This is a genomic window from Shinella yambaruensis, from assembly GCF_022899355.1.
GTDB classification, from domain to species: domain Bacteria; phylum Pseudomonadota; class Alphaproteobacteria; order Rhizobiales; family Rhizobiaceae; genus Shinella; species Shinella yambaruensis.
The window spans coordinates 759,157-777,776 of the sequence record NZ_JALJCK010000001.1; the positions used below are offsets into that span (position 1 = coordinate 759,157).

17 protein-coding genes are annotated in these 18,620 nt (G+C 66.2%); 7 read left to right on the plus strand and 10 right to left on the minus strand.

Going from position 1 to position 18,620, the window contains the following annotated elements; all coding sequences use genetic code 11:
* Positions 1 to 95: 95 nt before the first annotated feature.
* Together MUU56_RS03830 and MUU56_RS03835 are read right to left on the minus strand one after the other, a co-directional pair.
* Positions 96 to 545, minus strand: a complete 450-nt coding sequence (locus MUU56_RS03830) for a DNA polymerase III subunit chi (protein ID WP_244765965.1) — start codon at positions 543 to 545, stop codon at positions 96 to 98.
* A gap of 7 nt (positions 546 to 552) precedes the next feature.
* Positions 553 to 2,043 (minus strand): leucyl aminopeptidase, encoded by a 1,491-nt coding sequence (locus MUU56_RS03835; protein ID WP_244765966.1) that lies wholly within the window; start codon positions 2,041 to 2,043, stop codon positions 553 to 555.
* 266 nt (positions 2,044 to 2,309) lie between these two features.
* Between MUU56_RS03835 and lptF the strand changes: the two genes are divergently transcribed.
* The 6 genes from lptF (at position 2,310) to rsmA (ending at position 9,937) form a co-directional block, all read left to right on the plus strand.
* Positions 2,310 to 3,494 carry an LPS export ABC transporter permease LptF gene (gene lptF, locus MUU56_RS03840; protein WP_244765967.1) on the plus strand — a complete coding sequence of 395 codons (1,185 nt, stop codon included), beginning with the start codon at positions 2,310 to 2,312 and terminating at the stop codon, positions 3,492 to 3,494.
* Positions 3,491 to 4,573: an LPS export ABC transporter permease LptG gene (gene lptG, locus MUU56_RS03845; protein WP_244765968.1), complete on the plus strand. Its 1,083-nt coding sequence runs from the start codon at positions 3,491 to 3,493 to the stop codon at positions 4,571 to 4,573. Before lptF ends, lptG begins: the two co-directional genes overlap by 4 nt.
* Positions 4,573 to 6,909 (plus strand): LPS-assembly protein LptD, encoded by a 2,337-nt coding sequence (locus tag MUU56_RS03850; protein WP_244765969.1) that lies wholly within the window; start codon positions 4,573 to 4,575, stop codon positions 6,907 to 6,909. The genes lptG and MUU56_RS03850 overlap by 1 nt, the downstream gene beginning before the upstream one ends.
* A gap of 145 nt (positions 6,910 to 7,054) precedes the next feature.
* Complete coding sequence (locus MUU56_RS03855) at positions 7,055 to 7,993, plus strand: SurA N-terminal domain-containing protein (protein ID WP_244765970.1); 939 nt, start codon at positions 7,055 to 7,057, stop codon at positions 7,991 to 7,993.
* Between the two features lie 82 nt (positions 7,994 to 8,075).
* Positions 8,076 to 9,110 (plus strand): 4-hydroxythreonine-4-phosphate dehydrogenase PdxA, encoded by a 1,035-nt coding sequence (gene pdxA, locus MUU56_RS03860; RefSeq protein WP_244765971.1) that lies wholly within the window; start codon positions 8,076 to 8,078, stop codon positions 9,108 to 9,110.
* The gene (gene rsmA, locus MUU56_RS03865) at positions 9,110 to 9,937 is read left to right on the plus strand and encodes a 16S rRNA (adenine(1518)-N(6)/adenine(1519)-N(6))-dimethyltransferase RsmA (protein WP_244765972.1); all 828 of its coding nucleotides are present in this window, start codon (positions 9,110 to 9,112) and stop codon (positions 9,935 to 9,937) included. The genes pdxA and rsmA overlap by 1 nt, the downstream gene beginning before the upstream one ends.
* A gap of 164 nt (positions 9,938 to 10,101) precedes the next feature.
* Here the strand turns inward: rsmA and gmk are convergent, their stop codons facing one another.
* From gmk to fabD, 7 genes are all read right to left on the minus strand, one after another.
* A complete protein-coding gene (gmk, locus tag MUU56_RS03870; protein WP_244765973.1) occupies positions 10,102 to 10,761 on the minus strand; it encodes a guanylate kinase in 660 nt (219 codons plus the stop codon).
* Between the two features lie 3 nt (positions 10,762 to 10,764).
* A complete protein-coding gene (locus MUU56_RS03875) occupies positions 10,765 to 11,652 on the minus strand; it encodes a YicC/YloC family endoribonuclease (protein ID WP_244765974.1) in 888 nt (295 codons plus the stop codon).
* A 240-nt stretch (positions 11,653 to 11,892) separates the two neighbouring features.
* Complete coding sequence (gene mltG, locus MUU56_RS03880) at positions 11,893 to 13,074, minus strand: endolytic transglycosylase MltG (RefSeq protein ID WP_244765975.1); 1,182 nt, start codon at positions 13,072 to 13,074, stop codon at positions 11,893 to 11,895.
* A 234-nt stretch (positions 13,075 to 13,308) separates the two neighbouring features.
* Complete coding sequence (fabF, locus tag MUU56_RS03885; protein ID WP_244765976.1) at positions 13,309 to 14,568, minus strand: beta-ketoacyl-ACP synthase II; 1,260 nt, start codon at positions 14,566 to 14,568, stop codon at positions 13,309 to 13,311.
* 106 nt (positions 14,569 to 14,674) lie between these two features.
* Entirely contained in the window at positions 14,675 to 14,911 is a 237-nt protein-coding gene (locus MUU56_RS03890; RefSeq protein WP_003531676.1) for an acyl carrier protein, read from the minus strand.
* 307 nt (positions 14,912 to 15,218) lie between these two features.
* A complete protein-coding gene (gene fabG, locus MUU56_RS03895) occupies positions 15,219 to 15,956 on the minus strand; it encodes a 3-oxoacyl-[acyl-carrier-protein] reductase (RefSeq protein ID WP_244765977.1) in 738 nt (245 codons plus the stop codon).
* Positions 15,957 to 16,068: 112 nt separating this feature from the next.
* Entirely contained in the window at positions 16,069 to 17,013 is a 945-nt protein-coding gene (gene fabD, locus MUU56_RS03900) for an ACP S-malonyltransferase (RefSeq protein WP_244765978.1), read from the minus strand.
* A gap of 193 nt (positions 17,014 to 17,206) precedes the next feature.
* On the opposite strand from fabD, the gene MUU56_RS03905 reads away from it, so the two are divergent.
* Positions 17,207 to 18,250 (plus strand): aldo/keto reductase, encoded by a 1,044-nt coding sequence (locus tag MUU56_RS03905; protein WP_244765979.1) that lies wholly within the window; start codon positions 17,207 to 17,209, stop codon positions 18,248 to 18,250.
* Positions 18,251 to 18,299: 49 nt separating this feature from the next.
* Here the strand turns inward: MUU56_RS03905 and MUU56_RS03910 are convergent.
* Positions 18,300 to 18,620, minus strand: a 321-nt coding sequence (locus MUU56_RS03910) for a transposase (protein ID WP_244765980.1), incomplete at its 5' end; no start/stop codon positions are given.

Below are 18,620 nucleotides of genomic sequence, written 5' to 3' on the forward strand. Positions count from 1 at the left end.
GTGCCGGTTTCCTCAATCCTTGCCGGTTCGTGGGGCAAGTCCCCTCTCCCCGCCTGCGGGGAGAGGGTTAGGGTCAGGGGCGCCCCTCGACACTCCTAAGCCTTCTTCATCCAGCGTCCGTCGCTATTCTGCTGCCAGTAGGTGAGCTGGTGCCCCTCGCCTTTCAGGCGTTTCCAGTGCGCGCGCGCCGTCTCCACCTCGGCCTGGTCGTAGCCGTCGAACATGAAGATGACGCGCTCATAGGCGTCGAGCGGCGGCGGCTCGGCGCCGGCGACGAGGAAGCGCACCGTCGCGCCGTTCGCATTGCCGGCGGCAGTCGTCAGCAGCACCGGCTGTTCGGCCGGAAAGGCCTGCTCGTCGGTGCCGTGCGGCAGAAAGCTGTCCTCGCGGAAGGTCCACAGATGCGTGTCGAGCGCGTCGCGCCGCTCGGCGTCGCCGGCCTGCACGACGACGCGCCAGCCGCGCTCGAGGCTCTTGTCGAGGAGCGGCGGCAGCGCGTCCTCCAGCTTCGATTCGGTCAGGTGGTAGAAGAGGACCTCGCTCACCCTCTCCTCACCCTTCGTAGTTCGCGCGCACCAGCTCATCCAGCAGGCGCACGCCGAAGCCGGAACCCCAGGACTGGTTGATCTCGTCCGTCGGCGAGCCCATGGCCGTGCCGGCGATGTCGAGATGCGCCCAGGGCGTGTCCTTGACGAAGCGGTGCAGGAACTGCGCGGCGGTGATCGAGCCGGCATAGCGCCCGCCGGTGTTCTTCATGTCGGCGAACTTGCTGTCGATCATCTTGTCGTATTCGCGGCCGAGCGGCATGCGCCACAGGCGCTCGTTCGTCGAAAGGCCGGCGGCGGTGAGGCGCGCGGCAAGCGTGTCGTCGTTGGAGAAGAGGCCGGCATGATGGCTGCCGAGCGCGACCATGATCGCGCCGGTCAGCGTCGCGAGGTTCACCATGAACTGCGGCTTGAACGTCTCGTTGCAGTACCAGAGCGCGTCGCACAGCACGAGGCGGCCTTCGGCATCGGTGTTGATGACCTCGATCGTCTGGCCGGACATCGACTTGACGATATCGCCGGGACGCTGGGCGTTGCCGTCGGGCATGTTTTCCACAAGGCCGAGGATGCCGACGACATTCGCCTTCGCCTTGCGGGCGGCGAGCGTGTGCATGAGGCCGATGACGGCGGCCGCCCCGCCCATATCGCCCTTCATGTCCTCCATGCCGGCGGCCGGCTTGATGGAGATGCCGCCCGTATCGAAGACGACGCCCTTGCCGATGAAGGCGACCGGCCGGTCCTTCTCCTTGCCGCCCTTCCAGTGCATGACGGCCAGGCGCGGCGGGCGCACCGAACCCTGCGCGACGCCGAGCAGCGCGGCCATGCCGAGCTTCTTCATCTCGCGCTCGGTGAGGATGTCCACCTCGACGCCGAGCTTTTCGAGCGCCTTGGCCTTGTCGGCGAATTCGACCGGGCCGAGCACGTTGGCCGGCTCGTTGACGAGGTTGCGGGCGAGAATCACGCCCTCGGCGACGGCATCGGATACCTCGTTCGCCTTCTTGGCGGCGCTGGCGACGGCGGTGACGATCGTCACCTTCACGGCCTTGCCGTTCTTCGCCTCGTCGTCCTCGTCCTTCTTCGTCTTGTAGGTGTCGAAGCTGTAGGCGCCGAGCTGCATGCCGAGGGCGAAGTCGGCGGCGTTCTTCGCCGTCACCGTTACGCCCGGCGCGTCGAGATAGACCGTCGCCTTCTCCGCGCGGCCGATCCTGGCGGCAGCGGCGCCGCCGGCCTTCAGCCAGTCGTGGGGACCAAGCTTTTCCGCCTCGCCGAGGCCGAGCACGAGGATGCGGTCGACCGGCGCCCCGTGCGGCGCCAGAACGTCGAGCGTCTTCAGGGCCTTGCCGGTGAACTTCGCGACATCGGCGGCACGGGCGACGACACCTTCCGGATCGACCTCGCCAAGACCGGCCGCCGCCTGGCCGGCCATCTGCAGGAGAACCGCAAGGCCGCCCGAAGCGCGCGCCGTCTTTGCGAAACCGATGTCGAATCTGGAAGCCATGACCTACTCCGAATGTAATGCCGGCGGGCCTGCCGCCCGTCCGGGAGGCCGCCAATCTCATCAATTCCTTGTCGCTTTTGCGGCGCTTGGCAAGATGCGACACCTTGTTTACAGATGGTCGGGCATGCTTGTTCGCCATAAATTTCCTTGGCCGGTGAGACTCCGGCCTATGGCATCGGCCTGCGGAAACCTTATATGCCCCTGGCCGCTCCGACGGGTGCCCCTGCACGAGACCGGAGCCATTTGTCGCAAACGCGGACGAAACGATGAAACTGATCGAGCGCTATATCCTGCGGCGGGCGTCGCTCATGTTCGTCGCCACGCTCGTTCCCCTGCTCGGTATCGTCTGGGTCACGCAGGCGCTCGGCAGCATCAACCTCGTCACCGACAGCGGCCAGTCGATCTTCGCCTTCCTGAAGCTCGCAACGCTGATCCTGCCTTCGGTGATCCCGATCATCCTGCCCTTCGCGTTCGTCATCGGCGTATCGCAGACGCTGACCGTCATGAACTCCGATTCGGAGCTGACCGTGCTGAATTCGGCCGGCGCCTCGCGCATGACGATCATCCGCCCGGTGATGATCCTCGCCGTGGCGATGAGCCTCGTCTCCTTCGCCGTCGACAATTTCATCGAACCCTATTCGCGCACCGCCGTGCGCAAGATGATCGCCACGGCCCATGCCGACATGCTCTCCTCCGTCGTGCAGGAGAACACCTTCCGCAAGATCACCGACGGCCTCTACGTGCAGGTGGCCGAGCGGCGCAATGGCGGCGTGCTCTCCGGCCTCTTCGTCGCCGATACGCGCGATCCGCGCTTCGAGCTCGTCTACTATGCCCGCGAGGGCGCGGTGGACGAGAACAGCTCGGCGCTCGTCATGAAGGACGGCGAGGTGCACCGCAAGCTGCCGGACGGCAACGTCTCGATCATCAAGTTCGATTCCTACGCCTTCGACCTTGCCGACCTCACCCAGAGCGTCGGCAAATCCAACGTGCGGGCCAAGGATCGCGACCTCATCTATCTCTTCGATCCCGATCCCAACGATCCGCAATACAAGAAGAACCCCGGGGCCTTCACGGCCGAGATCCACCGCCGCTTCACCGAATGGCTCTTCCCGGCGGTCTTCGGCCTCATCGCGCTCGTGGTCAGCGGCGATGCCCGCTCGCATCGCGAGGCGCGCGTGCATCCGATGATCACGGCGCTGGTGACCGCGCTCTTCGTGCGCTGGGCCAGCTTCTACGCGTCGAACAATGCGGAAGATTCCGGCTATTACATCCCGATCATGTATCTCATTCCCATCATCACGGCGGCGCTGGCGATCCGCTACCTGCGGCGCAACAAGAGTCTCGACATTCCCGCGACGCTGGGCGAGCGGCTGACGGACCTGCGCGAGCGCGGGCTCGCGCGCCTCACCCGGATGGGCTCGACTTCCACCGGCGGGAGCGGCCAGCCATGATCCCCACGCTCGGCTTCTATTTCTTCCGCCGCTACATCACCACCACCATCTGGTTCCTGCTCGGCATCTTCTCGCTGATCTTCATCATCGATTTCAGCGAGATGTCGAACCGGGTCGGCGTGCTGCCGGGGTACACACTGACGAGCGGCCTCATCGTCACGGCGCTGCGCATCCCGATGATCCTCATGCAGACCGTGCCTTTCGTGGCGCTCTTTGCCGGCATGGCGGCGCTGATCTCGCTGAACCGGCGCTACGAGCTGGTCGTCACGCGCGCGGCCGGCATCTCCGTCTGGCAGTTCCTGCGCCCCTTCGTCATCGGCGCCTTCCTGTTCGGCGTCATGGCCGTGCTCGCCATCAACCCGATCGCCGCCTGGGGCGCCAAGAAGGCGGGGGAGCTGGAAGCGAGCTGGGGCGCCAGCAACGCCGCGCGCGCCGAGACCGCCGTGCCGTGGCTGCGCCAGATCCACGGCAACGACCAGGCGATCATCGGCGCCAAGGCCGTTCTCGACGGCGGCACGCGCCTTGCGAACGTCACCGTCATCCACTTCGATCCCGACGGCCGCATCGTGCTGCGTCAGGATGCCGATTCGGCAACCTTGGAAGATGGTTACTGGTTGCTTAAGAACGTGCACGAGACGCGCAACGGCGAACTGCCGGTCCGTCTCGATGAGGTACAGCTTCGTACCAACCTGAAACGGGAATTCGTTCAGGAGAGTCTCGAAAAGCCTGAATCCATTCCGTTTTTGAGCCTTGGACGGAAGATCGAGGCGGCAAAATCCTTCGGTTTCCCGACGGATGCGATGGAAACGCAGTTCCATTCCCTGCTGTCGCTGCCGCTGCTTCTGGTTGCCATGACGCTGATCGCAGCCTGTGTATCATTAAAATTTAGCCGGTTTAATCAATCGCGTGCGGTGATTCTGGGTGGAATCCTGTCGGGCTTCATGCTTTATGTCGTCACCGTGCTTGTGAAGGCATTCGGAAGCAGCGGTGTTGTTCCTCCGTTCGTTGCGGCCTGGCTCCCCGTGGTCGTCGCAATGTCCTTGGGTGCGACGATTCTTCTGCATCAGGAGGACGGCTAGTGGCGGCAGGCGACCGCAAAATGAACAGGTGGTCGAGAGCCGCCCTGCTTGCAGGTGCGGCCATCTGTGCCATCGTGTCCGCCTCCACGCTCCCCGCCCGGGCGCAGGCACCCGATATCCAGTCGATGGAGCCGAAGATCCCGGACGACGCCAAGCTCCTGCTGGCGGCCAACGAGCTCGTCTACAACAACGACACGGAGAAGGTGATCGCCCGCGGCGCGGTGCAGATCAACTATGGCGGCTACAAGCTCGTCGCCCGCCAGGTCGAATACAACCAGAACACCGGCCGGCTGACGGCGCATGGCAATATCGAGCTCATCGAGCCGACGGGCAACCGTGTCTATGCCGACGAGATGGACCTGTCGGACGATTTCGCCAACGGTTTCGTCAATGCGCTGCGCATCGAGACCACGGACCTCACCAAGCTGGCGGCGACCAGCGGCGAGCGCGTCAACGGCGAGGAGATGATCCTCAACCACGCCGTCTATACCGCCTGCACGCCCTGCGCCACCAACCCGACGCACCGCTCGCTCTGGCAGATCAAGGCCGAGCGCGTCGTTCAGAACGGCCGCACGAAGACGATCCGCCTCGAACGCGCCCGCTTCGAGATGTTCGGCAGGCCGATCGCCTACATTCCCGTGCTGGAGGTGCCGGACCATACGGTCAAGCGCAAGAGCGGCTTCCTCTTCCCGCAGTTCAGCTACGAGCAGAAGCTCGGCCTCGGCATCACGACGCCCTATTATTTCGCGATCGCGCCGGACATGGACGCGACGCTCTCGCCGACCGTCTTGACCCGCCAGGGTTTCCTCGTCGAGGGCGAGTTCCGCAAACGCTTCCACAACGGCCAGATCACCCTGCGCGCCGCCGGCATCGACCAGTGGAACCCGAGCGTCTTCACGGCCGGCACGAGCGACCGGCGCGACGACTTCCGCGGCATGGTCGCCTCCGAGGGCCGCTTCAGGATCAATCCCCGCTGGGCATTCGGCTGGGATGTCATGGCGCAGACCGACAACAACTTCTCGCGCACCTATGACCTCGACGGCCTGGAAGACCGCATCCATGTCAACCAGATCTACCTGACGGGCCTCGGCGACCGGAACGTCTTCGACCTGCGCTCCTTCTATTTCGACGTGCAGGACGCGGACCCGCAGGACCGGCTGGAGCGCAAGCAGGCGATCGCCCAGACGCTCGACCACGAATATATCGTGCCGCAGCCCGTGCTCGGCGGCGAACTCTCGATCACCACGAACATCACCAATGTCGAGCGCGATCTTGCCGATGTCTACAGCGTGCGCGGCAACGAGCGGTTCCGCGGCCTTGCCGGCGGCACGACGCGGCTGACCAGCGAAGTCGAATGGCGGCGCCAGTTCATCGTGCCTGGCGGCCTCGTGTTGACCCCTCTTCTGGCGGCGCGCGGCGATATCCACCGCCTTGACATGAGCAATCCCGGCCCCGGCTATGCCGGCAACTACGTGGACGACAACAGCACGACCCGCGCGATGCTGACCGCCGGGCTCGAGGCGCGCTACCCGATCCTCGCGACGACCGACTACAGCACCCATCTCTTCGAGCCGATCGCGCAGATCTACCTGCGCCCGGACGAGGACCATGCAGGCGGCCTGCCGAACGAGGACGCCCAGAGCTTCGTCTTCGACGCCACCAACCTTTTCGAACGCGACAAGTTCTCCGGCTTCGACCGGATCGAGGGTGGTTCGCGCGCCAATCTGGGCCTGCGCTATACCGGCACGTTCGACAACGGCCTGCGCCTGCGCTCGATCATCGGCCAGTCCTTCCATCTCGGCGGCGTGAACTCCTTCGCGACGCCCGACCTCGTCAATGCCGGCGCCAATTCGGGCCTGGAGACGGACTCCTCCGATTATGTCGGCATGGCCGGCATCGACCTGCCGAACGGCCTGTCGCTCGCCCACAGCGCCCGCCTCGACAAGGACGACCTGTCGCTGCGCCGCGCCGACACCTCGGTGCGCTTCGACGGCGCCCGTTTCGAGACCGAGATCACCTATACCCGCATCGCCGCGCAACCGGCCTACGGCCTGGAGAGGGACGCCAGCGAAATCCAGAGCGCCGCGGCCTTCAAGTTCGAGGACTATTGGTCGGTGTTCGGGTCATTGACCTACGACATCAACAGCCAGAGCCTCTCGCGCAACGGCATCGGCTTTTCCTACGACGACCGCGACACGGTCTTCTCGATCGTCTACGAGCAGACACGCGACAAATCCCGCACGACGGCGAACGACTGGTCGATCGGCGCGCGGCTGATGTTCCGCACGCTCGGCGACATCAATGTCGGCGACACGACGCTGACCGGCTTCGAGTAAGCGCTGCCTCGCTCTTGTCATCGTTTGGCCGCATGTATTATGCACATCCGGGAGAAACGCCCGCCGATGAATGCCGCCTGCAGGGACGGCATTCCCGCACGAACGACACCGGCGCGCGCGAAATGGGTTTGGGAAAGGGACTGGCATGACGGGCAGACACTCTCTGGTTCGCTCCATGATGATGGGCGTGGCGCTTGCCGCTGCGGCGACGATCGCGGCTCCGGCCGGCACGGTCCAGGCCGCAAGCGGGATCGTGGCCGTCGTCAACAACACGCCGGTCACTTCCGGCGAGATCGAGCGCCGCGCCGCCTTCCTTCGCCTGCAACGCGCCGGCGGCAACCTGCGTGCCAAAGCCCGCGAGCAGATGATCGACGAGGTGTTGAAGCGTGGGGAAATCCTGCGCCTCAAGATGTCCGTCAGCAGCGCCGAGGTGGATGCCGCCTATGCCCGCTTTGCCGCCTCCAACAAGATGTCGACCCAGCAGCTCGGCGAGATCCTGAGCCGCGCCGGCGTCGGTTCGGACCACTTCAAGCAGTACATCGCCATCCAGATGAGCTGGCCGCGCGTCGTCAACGCCCGCTACGGCGCTGCCAAGGACAGCAAGACGCTGGTCCAGCGCATGCAGGAGAACGGCGGCAAGAAGCCGGTCACCACCGAATATTTCCTCAAGCAGGTCATCTTCGTCGTGCCGGAGAAGCGCCGCAACGCCATTCTCGGCAAGCGCAAGCAGGAGGCGGAAGCCTCGCGCTCGAAGTTCCCCGGCTGCGAACAGGCCAAGGTCTTCGCCGCCACCATGCGCGACGTCTCGATCCGCGACCTCGGCCGCGTGCTGGCACCGGAAATGCCGGAGGACTGGAAGCCGCTTATCGAGAAGGCGAACGGCATGACGACGGGCACGCGCGTCACCGAACGCGGCGTCGAATATCTCGCCATCTGCAAGAAGCGCGAAGTCAACGACGACGTGGCGGCCGAGATGGTCTTCCGCGCCGAGGACCTCAGCAAGGCCAAGGGCAACGAGGGCGACGCGAACAGCCAGAAGTACCTCGCCGAACTGCGCAAGAAGGCGACGATCACCGAACGCTGATGCCGGAACCGCGGCCCGCGCCCGCCCATGGGCGCCGCGGCCGGGACGTTTTCCCCTTCCAACCCGCTGACGGCAGGGTCCCATGACGACGACAAGTTTTCCCCCGCTGGCGCTCACCATGGGCGACCCGGCGGGGATCGGGCCGGATATCACGCTCGCCCTGTGGTCGGCCCGCAAGACGCTCTCCCTGCCGCCCTTCCTCTTCATCGGCGATGCCGCGGTATTGCGCGCGCGCGCCGTCGCCCTCGGGCTCGATATTCCCGTCGCGGCGGCGGAGCCGGAGACGGCGGCCGCCCTCTTCCCGGACGCCCTGCCGGTGCTTTCGTGCGATTGCGCCGTGCCGGCCGTGGCCGGTTCGCCCGATTCCCGCAACGCCGCCGCCATCACCGGCGCGATCGAGACCGCGGTCGCGCTGACATTCGCCGACCGCACCGCCGCCGTGGTGACGAACCCGATCGCCAAGGCCGTGCTCTACGACGCCGGCTTCGGCTTTCCCGGCCACACGGAATTCCTCGCCGACCTCGCCGCCCGGGCGACAGGCCGGCAGGCTTTGCCCGTCATGCTGCTGGCCGGGCCGAAGCTGCGCAGCGTGCCCGTCACCATCCACATCCCCCTGAAGGACGTGCCGGAAGCGCTGACGGAAGAGCTGATCGTGGAGACGGCCACCATCACCGAACGGGACCTGCGCCAGCGTTTCGGCATCGCCCGCCCGCGCCTCGCCCTTGCCGGGCTCAACCCGCATGCCGGCGAAGGCGGTGCGCTGGGCCTGGAGGACGACGCCGTCGTGCGCCCGGCCGTGGAGCGGCTGAAGGCAGCCGGCATCGACGCCGTCGGCCCGCTGCCGGCCGACACGATGTTCCACGACGCCGCCCGCGCCACCTATGACGTGGCGCTGTGTATGTATCACGACCAGGCGCTGATCCCCGCCAAGGCGCTCGGCTTCGACGATTCCGTCAATGCCACGCTGGGCCTGCCCTTCATCCGCACCTCGCCGGACCACGGCACGGCCTTTTCGCTTGCCGGCAAGGGCGTCGCCAGGCCCGACAGCCTGCTTGCCGCCCTCCGTCTTGCCCACGACCTTGCCCGGCATGAGCGGGCCGCAAAGGAGACCGCCTGATGGCCGCACTCGACGGGCTGCCGCCGCTCCGCGACGTCATCCAGCGCCACGGGCTCGACGCGAAGAAGGCGCTCGGCCAGAACTTCCTGCTCGACCTCAACCTTACCCAGAAGATCGCCCGCACCGCCGGCCCGATCGAGGATCATACGGTGATCGAGGTCGGCCCCGGACCGGGCGGCCTGACGCGCGCCATCCTGGCGCTCGGCGCCAAGCGGGTGATCGCCATCGAGCGCGACGCGCGCTGCCTGCCGGCGCTGGCGGAGATTTCGGAGCATTATCCGGGCCGCCTGACGGTTATCGAAGGGGATGCGCTGAAGACGGATTTCGAGGCGCTGGCGCCGGGCGAGCCGGTGCGCATCATCGCCAACCTGCCCTACAATGTCGGCACGCAGCTTCTCGTCAACTGGCTGCTGCCGAAGGCCTGGCCGCCCTTCTGGGACTCGCTGACGCTGATGTTCCAGCGCGAGGTGGGCCTGCGCATCGTGGCGGAGGAGAATGACGACCACTACGGCCGGCTCGGCGTGCTCGCGGGCTGGCGCAGCCATGCCCGCATGGCCTTCGACGTGCCGCCCCAGGCCTTCACGCCGCCCCCGAAGGTCACCTCGTCCGTCGTGCATCTGGAGCCGGTGGCAAACCCCTTGCCCTGCGACGTCGCCGCGCTGGAGCGCGTCACCCACGCCGCCTTCGGCCAGCGCCGCAAGATGCTGCGCCAGAGCGTCAAGTCGCTCGGCGGCGAGGCGCTGCTGGCGCGCGCGGAGATCGATCCGCAGCGGCGGGCGGAGACGCTGAGCGTGGAAGAGTTCGTGCGGCTGGCGAACGCGTTGTAAGGTTTAAGCGGCCCCTCATCCGGCCTGCCGGCCACCTTCTCCCCGCAGGCGGGGCGAAGGGGATATGCCGTTCCGGTTTCCCCAACACGACCCGTTCGTGGGGCAAGTCCCCTCTCCCCGCCTGCGGGGAGAGGGTTAGGGTGAGGGGCAAGTTCGGGTCGGCGCTAAAGAACCGGCTTCTCCGTCACCAGCTTCGTCACGAACTCGAACAGCCCGTGCCGCCGGTCGCGGCGCAGGCGTTCGGCCTTGACGATGCTCTGCACGGCATCGAAGGCGACGGAGAGGTCGTCGTTGAGGATGACATAGTCGTATTCCCGCCAGTGCTCGATCTCGGCGCGGGAATTGGCAAGGCGCGTCTGGATGACCTCCTCCGTATCCTCGGCGCGGCGATGCAGGCGCGACTGCAATTCGGTCATCGAGGGCGGCAGGATGAAGATCGAGACGACGTCGGCCGGCATCTTCTCCTGCAGCTGCTGGGCGCCCTGCCAGTCGATGTCGAACAGCATGTCGCGACCGGCGGACATCGCCTCTTCCACCGGCTCGCGCGGCGTGCCGTAGAAATTGCCGTGCACCTCGGCCCACTCAAGCAGTGCTTCGCTGTCGCGCAGCCGCTCGAATTCCTTGTGGTTGATGAAGTGGTAGTGGCGGCCGGCGATCTCGCTCGCCCGGCGCTGGCGCGTGGTGACGCTGACCGACAGGCTGAGGCCGGGATCGGCTTCCAGGAGGTTGCGGGCGATGGTCGACTTGCCGGCGCCCGACGGCGAGGAGATGACGAGCATGAGCCCGCGGCGTTCGATATGGATATGCTTCGACGGCTCGGCCATGGCCTACTCCAGATTCTGGACCTGTTCCCTGAACTGGTCGATGACGACCTTCAATTCGATACCCGCAGCCGTTACAGCAGCGGCGTTCGACTTGGAACAGATCGTATTCGATTCCCGGTTAAATTCCTGTGCGAGAAAATCGAGCTTGCGGCCGATCGGCCCGCCTTCGGCAATCAGCTCGCGCGCCGCCGCGACATGCGCCTTGAGCCGGTCGATCTCCTCGCGCAGATCCGCCTTGGTGGCAATCAGCGCCGCTTCCTGGTGCAGGCGGTCGCGGTCGAGCGCCGTCGTTCCCTGCAGGAGCATGGCGACCTGCGCGGAAAGCCGCTCGGCAATGGCGAAGACGCTGCGCGAGGGATCGGCCTCGACGGTTGCCGTCAGCGCCTCGATGCGGGCGACCTGGCCGAGCAGCACCCCGGCGAGCGCCACCCCCTCCTTGCGGCGCATCTCGGCAAGACAGCGGATCGCCTCGGACAGCCCCGCGCGGATATCGGCGTCGCGCGCCGCGCGCTCGGCCTCGCTCTCGTCCGCCTCGCGGAAATCGACGACGCCGCGCACGGCAAGCAGCGTGTCGAGCTTGAGCGGCGCCGGATCGACCATGCCGGCCAGCTGTTCGCGCAGCGCCAGCACGGCAGCAAGCGCGCCCTGGTTCACCACCGCCTCGACCTGCGCCTCGCTGACGCTCACGGAAAGCCCGATCTGCAGATTGCCGCGCGCAAGCGTTTCGCCGGCAAGGCGCCGCACGTCGCCCTCCAGCGCCTCGAAGCCGGGCGGCAGCCGCAGCCTGATGTCCAGGCCCTTGCCGTTGACCGAGCGCAGCTCCCACGCCCAGCGCGTACGCCCGCTGGTTCCCTCGACCCGCGCAAAACCGGTCATCGATTGCAATGTCATGTCGTCCTCCAGTGGCGCCCGGCGACGGCAGGTCGAACCGGAAGGCGGGGCAGCCGAAACGCGCGGCAGGCGCGCAAAACCGTCCCCCAAAGTGGAGCAGTTTCACGGGGTTGGGAACGGGGCAGCGCCTGGAACGGTGCGCGATCCACATCAAAGGTGAGGATAAGCCGGGCAGAAGCCTCTTGAAAAGCAAAAGGCCCCGGAAATGCCGGGGCCTTTTGCAGGGAATGGCGGGCGTTCCTACTGCGACCCCGCGGCTTCCGCCTCTTTCGCGGCCTCGGCCGCCTTCTCCGCCTCCAGCTTGCGCCAGCGGCGGACGTTCTGGTTGTGCTCCTCGAGCGTCTCGGCAAAGACATGGCCGCCGGTGCCGTCGGCGACGAAGTAGAGGTCCGGCGTGCGCGAGGGGTTGGCGACCGCCTCCAGGGCGGCCCGGCCCGGATTGGCGATCGGCGTCGGCGGCAGGCCCTTGATGATATAGGTGTTGAACGGCGTCTGCTTTTCCAGATCCGACTGGAAGATCGGGCGGTTGGCCGGTTTGCCGTCGCCGCCGAAGATGCCGTAGATGATCGTCGGGTCGGATTGCAGGCGCATGCCCTTGTCCAGGCGGTTGAGGAAGACCGAGGCGACGCGCGGCCGCTCGTCGGCCCGGCCCGTCTCCTTCTCGACGATCGAGGCGAGCGTGACGAATTCCTCGCGCGTGGCGATCGGCAGATCGTCGTCGCGGCGCTCCCAGATCTGGTCGATCAGCGCCTTCTGCGCGTCCTGCATCTGGTGGAGGATATCGGCGCGCTTGGTGCCGCGCGAGAACTTGTAGGTGTCGGGCATCAGCGAGCCCTCGACCGGCAGGTCCGCCGGCAGGTCGCCTTCGAGCACGGGATCGTCCTGCAGGCGCTTGAAGACCTGCTTGACCGTCAGCCCCTCCGGCACGGAGACGCTGTAGAGGATCGACTTGCCGGATTTCAGGAGCTCGACGATCTCGCGCATCGTCGCGCCGGCCTTGATCTCGTATTCGCCGGCCTTCAGCGTCTCGCCGTCGAGATAGATGCGCGAGAGCACGCGGAAGACGCGGCTGTCGGTGATGATGTTGTTGCGCTCGAGATTGGCCGCGATCTCGTTCGTGCCGGCGCCGGCGCGCACGATGAAGTTCGTGTTGGCCGTCAGCGGGCCGGGCTCCTCATAGCTCTTCACGCCGTAGTAGAAGATGCCGATGCCGATGATCGTCGCGAAGACGACCACGGTCATGACGAAATTCAGGAAGATGACGATCTGGCTGCGCGCCTTGCGCGAGCGCCTGCGGCTCGGCGGCTGCGGCACCTGCTCCGGCCGAAGGGCCTCGCTGGCGGATTTGGGGATGATGCGCGACTGGCCGGAGGCCTCGCCGCGACCAAACTGCGTCTCGCCGGGTTCGTTCGTGTCGCTCACGGACTGTCCTCATGTTCGGGCATTGCTCGATGCTATCGATCAGAGCAATACGGCAAAAGCGGGATGACCCGCTGCATATCGATGATCCGAGCCTCCCCCCTCATCCGGCCCTTCGGGCCACCGTCTCCCCGCAGGGGAGAAGGGAGGGAGGATGCGACGTTTCGGTTCTCCCCTTCTCCCCGCGGGGAGAAGGTGCCGGCAGGCGGATGAGGGGGCTTGCCGGCGGAAGGATGGTCAGGCGTAGCGCTTGAGAACCAGCGACGCGTTCGTCCCGCCGAAGCCGAACGAATTGGACAGCGCCACGTTGATCTCGCGCTTGCGGGCCTTGTGCGGCACCAGGTCGATCGCCGTCTCGACGTCGGGATTGTCGAGGTTCAGCGTCGGCGGGGCGATATTGTCACGGATCGCCAGCGCGGTGAAGATCGCCTCGACCGCACCGGCGGCCCCCAGGAGATGGCCGATCGCCGACTTGGTGGACGACATGGAAATGCGCGAGGCGGCATCGCCGACAAGGCGTTCCACCGCGCCGAGCTCGATCGTGTCGGCCATGGTGGAGGTGCCGTGCGCGTTGATGTAGTCGAGTTCGCTCGCCGGGATGCCGGCGCGCTTCAGCGCCATCTGCATGCAGCGATAGGCGCCGTCGCCGTCCTCGGACGGGGCGGTGATGTGATAGGCGTCGCCGGAAAGGCCGTAGCCGACCACTTCCGCATAGATCTTCGCGCCCCGCGCCTTGGCGTGCTCCAGCTCTTCCAGGATGACGATGCCGGCGCCCTCGCCCATGACGAAGCCGTCGCGGTCGCGATCATAGGGGCGCGAGGCGGCGGTCGGGTCGTCGTTGCGGGCGGTGGAGAGCGCCTTGCAGGCGGAGAAGCCGGCAAGCGCGATGCGGCAGATCGGCGATTCGGCGCCGCCCGCCACCATGACGTCGGCATCGCCGAGCGCGATCAGACGGCTGGCATCGCCGATGGCGTGCGCGCCCGTCGAACAGGCCGTGACGACGGAATGGTTCGGGCCGCGCAGCTTGTGCTTGATGGAGACCTGGCCGGAGGCGAGGTTGATCAGGCGGCCGGGAATGAAGAAGGGCGAAACGCGGCGCGGGCCCTTGTCGCGCAGCGTATAGCCGGCCTCGACGATGCCCTCCAGGCCACCGATGCCGGAGCCGATGAGCACGCCGGTGGCGGTCTGGTCCTCGTCGGTCTTCGGGTGCCAGCCGGCATCGGCCAGCGCCATGTCGGCCGCGGCGACGGCATAGACGATGAAGGGATCGACCTTGCGCTGTTCCTTGGGCTCCATCCACTGGTCGGCATTGTAGGTGCCGTCGGAACCATCGCCGAGCGGAATGGAGCAGGCGATCTTTGCGGGAAGGTCCTCGACCTCGAAGGTGGTTACCCTGGCGGCACCGCTGCGGCCTTCGAGAAGCCGGCTCCAGGTAACTTCGGTGCCACAGCCAAGCGGGGATACCATGCCGGTACCCGTGATAACGACACGCCTCATCGTCCGTGATCCACCCTTATGTATTCTATGTCTATTGCTCCAGGAGGAGGTGTGGTCCCGCCGGGACCGGGACGGGCCGCCCGAAGGCGGCCCGCCGGAATTCAGATCAGGCCTGGGCCTTCTCGATGAACTTGACGGCGTCGCCGACCGTCAGGATCGAGTCGGCGGCATCGTCCGGGATCTCGACGCCGAATTCTTCTTCGAACGCCATGACCAGTTCGACGGTGTCGAGCGAGTCCGCGCCAAGATCATCGATGAAGCTTGCGCCTTCGCTGACCTTTTCGGCGTCAACGCCCAGATGATCAATGACAATTTTCTTTACGCGTTCTGCGATATCGCTCATGTCGGATTCCTCGACCTTTGTTTTTGATCGGCGCCTGTCACGGCACCGGACACTCAACACGCCCGATGTGCCTCAAGAACACATCCGGCAATCCCTTCAACCGGGCCATTCAACTGGCAATGCGGCATCGGCGATATTGTTGCATACCGCCCGATCGCTCTGGCATTTACCGGTCGACTGCTGACAGTCATGGCCCGATTAACACGGTTTAAGTCTGCCGCAAAGTCCGAAAATGCCCGGTACGCCAGCGGTCAACATGCTATTCATGCTGCAACGCCGGACACTTGGGCCGGGCACCTGGCCTTCGTCAGATCATCGCCATGCCGCCGTTCACATGCAGCGTCTGGCCCGTCATGTAGGAGGCTTCCGACGAGGCGAGATAGGCGACGGCCGAGGCGACTTCCGCGCCGGTGCCCATGCGCTTCATCGGGATGGCGCCCATGATCGCCTCCTTCTGCTTGTCGTTCAGCTTGCCGGTCATGGCGCTTTCGATGAAACCGGGGGCGACGCAGTTGACGGTGACGTTGCGCGTCGCGATCTCCTGTGCCAGCGACTTGGTGAAGCCGATCATGCCGGCCTTGGAGGCGCAGTAGTTCGCCTGGCCCGGATTGCCGGTGACGCCGACGACGGAGGTGATGTTGATGATGCGGCCGTAGCGGCGGCGCATCATCGGGTGGGTGAGCTCGCGCGTCAGGCGGAAGACGGCCGTGAGGTTGACTTCCAGAACCGCATCCCAGTCGTCGTCGCTCATGCGCACGAACAGGCCGTCCTTGGTGATGCCGGCATTGTTGACGAGGATGTCGACGCCGCCGAGCTCGGCCTCGGCCTTCTCGCCGAGCGCCTTGACCTCGGCGCGGTCGGAAAGGTTGGCCGGGAAGATATGGACGCGCTCGCCGAGTTCATTGGCCAGCGTTTCCAGCTTCTCGACGCGCGTGCCGTGCAGGCCGACGGTGGCGCCCTGGGCATGGAGGATGCGGGCGATCTCCTCGCCGATGCCGCCGGAAGCGCCGGTAACGAGAGCCTTGCGGCCGGAAAGATCAAACATGGGGTGGTCCTCTTCTGGAGCGAATAGCGAATAGGGAGTAGCGAATAGGGAAGAGCAATCGTAGCGTCAGCTTTTTCTATTCGCTATTCGCTACTCCCTATTCGCCCCCAGATCAGCCGATCAGCGCCGCAAGCGCGCTGTCGATATCGGCGGGCGTGTTGATGGCGATGCCGGTGACGGACTTGTCGATGCGGCGGGCAAGGCCGGTCAGCACCTTGCCGGAGCCGACTTCATAGAGCGTGGTGACGTTGTTTGCGGCGAACCATTCGACCGTCTCGCGCCAGCGCACCTGGCCGGTGACCTGCTCGACGAGCAGGCGGACGATCTCGTCGGGGTCGCTCACCGGCGCGGCGCGCACATTGGCAACGACCGGCACGACCGGCGCCTTCGCCGAAACGCCTGCCAGCGCCTCGCGCATGGCGTCGGCGGCCGGGCCCATCAGGGCGGAATGGAAGGGAGCGGAGACGGAGAGCATCAGCGCGCGCTTGGCGCCCTTTTCCGTGGCGAGCCGCGCGGCGACCTCGACGGCCGGCTTGGAGCCGGAGATGACGAGCTGGCCGCCGCCATTGTCGTTGGCGATCTGGCAGCTTCCGCCGGTGGAGGCCTCGTTGCAGACGGCTTCGACATCCGCCTGCTCCAGGCCGATGATAGCCGCCATGGCGCCCTCGCCCACCGGCACGGCGGACTGCATGGCATTGCCGCGGATGCGCAAGAGCCGCGCGGTATCGGCCAGCGAGAAGGTCCCGGCGGCACAGAGCGCCGAATATTCGCCGAGCGAATGGCCGGCGACGTAGGAGACCTGGTCCTTCAGCGACAGGCCGCGCGCCTCGAGCACGCGCATGACGGCGATCGACACGGCCATCAGCGCCGGCTGGGCGTTCGCCGTCAGCGTCAGCGTCTCTTCCGGCCCCTCGAACATGACCGCGGAAAGGTTCTGGCCGAGGGCCTCGTCGACTTCCGCGAAAACGGCGCGCGCCTCCGGGAAGGCTTCCGCGAGATCCTTGCCCATGCCGACGGCCTGGCTGCCCTGGCCGGGGAAGGTGAATGCTACGCTCATAGGGGTCTCTCCCGTCTCATGTTTTCTTTTCCATTCACATTCCGGCACGGCGAGTCAAGGCGTGCGCCGGGCCTCCGCCGTCCCGAAGCCGGCATTTCCAAGGCCTTCGCACAGGGAAAAGGCGCTTTCCGTCTTGCGCTTCGCGGGAAGCCGCCTACAGTCGCGCCGTTTCCACAACAGGATTTCTCCTCCCATGAAATACAATCCGCTTGGCCGGACCGGCATCAGCGTGTCGGAGATCTGCCTCGGCACGATGACCTGGGGTTCGCAAAACAGCGAGAAGGACGCGCACGACCAGCTCGACTACGCGTTCGCCCAGGGCGTGAACTTTATCGATACGGCCGAACTCTACCCGACGACCCCGCTTTCCGCCGAGACCTACGGCGATACCGAACGCTTCATCGGGACATGGCTGCAGGCGCGCGGCAACCGCGACCGGGTCGTCCTCGCCACCAAGGTCGCCGGCCCCGGCCGCCCCTATATCCGCGGCGGCGCGCCGATGAGCCGCGCCGGCATCCTTGCGGCGATCGACGGCAGCCTCCAGCGCCTGAAGACCGACTATGTCGACCTCTATCAGCTGCACTGGCCGAACCGCGGGCACTATCATTTCCGCAACGCCTGGAGCTACGACCCGTCGAAGCAGGATCGCGAGAAGGTCGCCGCCGAACTGACGGAGGCCCTCGACACCGTCGGTGAGCTCGTCAAGGCCGGCAAGGTGCGGGCACTCGGGCTTTCCAACGAGACGGCCTGGGGCACGATGCAGTTCCTGAAGCGCGCCGAGGAAAAGGGCCTGCCCCGCGTCGCCTCGATCCAGAACGAATACAACCTGCTCTACCGGGCCTACGACCTCGACCTTGCCGAGGTCTCGCACCACGAGGATATCGGCCTTCTCGCCTATTCGCCGCTCGCCGCCGGGCTCCTGACCGGCAAGTATCTCGACGGCGCCCGGCCGGAAGGCTCGCGCCTGACGAAGAACGGCGACCTCGGCGGCCGCTACCAGCCGCTGCAGGAGCCGGCCGTGCGCGCCTACGTGGACCTTGCGAAGGAGCACGGGCTCGACCCCGCCCAGATGGCCCTCGCCTTCTGCCTGACGCGGCCCTTCATGGCCTCCGTCATCATCGGCGCGACGACGACGGAGCAGTTGAAGACGGATATCGGCGCGGCGGAGGTCACGCTCCCCCCCGACGTGCTGAACGGCATCCGCCGCATCCACCGGCTCTATCCCGCGCCGATGTGACGCGAGCGTCTGCCCCGTAAAGCACGGGAGTGCCGCGTGGCAACTGTGTTCAAGCGAAGTTGGTTTTGTCGCGCTGCATTGCATTGAGGATCGTGATGAGCTTTCTTGCGACGGCGATGATGCCGGCCTTTGCGGAGCCTGTTCTGGCTGAGACGGTCTGATGGAAGGCGCGCAGGCGCGCTGAGGCCTTGATCGCGCCGAGGGCCGCCATGTAGAGGGCCTTTCGCACGCGTGGCCTGCCGCCCTTGATGCGGCGGCGGCCGTTTCTCCTGCCGGAATCGTCATTGAAGGGGGCAAGGCCGGCAAGGCTTGCGGCTGTTTTGGGCGAAAGGCTGCCGAGTTCGGGCATATGGGCCAGCAGGGTCAAGGC

Excerpts from the sequence above, each read along its gene's own strand:
- MUU56_RS03835 (WP_244765966.1), bottom strand. The coding sequence starts at position 2,043 with ATGGCTTCCAGATTCGACATCGGTTTCGCAAAGACGGCGCGCGCTTCG.
- lptF (WP_244765967.1), top strand. The coding sequence starts at position 2,310 with ATGAAACTGATCGAGCGCTATATCCTGCGGCGGGCGTCGCTCATGTTC.
- lptG (WP_244765968.1), top strand. The coding sequence starts at position 3,491 with ATGATCCCCACGCTCGGCTTCTATTTCTTCCGCCGCTACATCACCACC.
- MUU56_RS03855 (WP_244765970.1), top strand. The coding sequence starts at position 7,055 with ATGACGGGCAGACACTCTCTGGTTCGCTCCATGATGATGGGCGTGGCG.
- pdxA (WP_244765971.1), top strand. The coding sequence starts at position 8,076 with ATGACGACGACAAGTTTTCCCCCGCTGGCGCTCACCATGGGCGACCCG.
- rsmA (WP_244765972.1), top strand. The coding sequence starts at position 9,110 with ATGGCCGCACTCGACGGGCTGCCGCCGCTCCGCGACGTCATCCAGCGC.
- gmk (WP_244765973.1), bottom strand. The coding sequence starts at position 10,761 with ATGGCCGAGCCGTCGAAGCATATCCATATCGAACGCCGCGGGCTCATG.
- MUU56_RS03875 (WP_244765974.1), bottom strand. The coding sequence starts at position 11,652 with ATGACATTGCAATCGATGACCGGTTTTGCGCGGGTCGAGGGAACCAGC.
- fabF (WP_244765976.1), bottom strand. The coding sequence starts at position 14,568 with ATGAGGCGTGTCGTTATCACGGGTACCGGCATGGTATCCCCGCTTGGC.
- MUU56_RS03890 (WP_003531676.1), bottom strand. The coding sequence starts at position 14,911 with ATGAGCGATATCGCAGAACGCGTAAAGAAAATTGTCATTGATCATCTG.
- fabG (WP_244765977.1), bottom strand. The coding sequence starts at position 15,956 with ATGTTTGATCTTTCCGGCCGCAAGGCTCTCGTTACCGGCGCTTCCGGC.
- fabD (WP_244765978.1), bottom strand. The coding sequence starts at position 17,013 with ATGAGCGTAGCATTCACCTTCCCCGGCCAGGGCAGCCAGGCCGTCGGC.
- MUU56_RS03905 (WP_244765979.1), top strand. The coding sequence starts at position 17,207 with ATGAAATACAATCCGCTTGGCCGGACCGGCATCAGCGTGTCGGAGATC.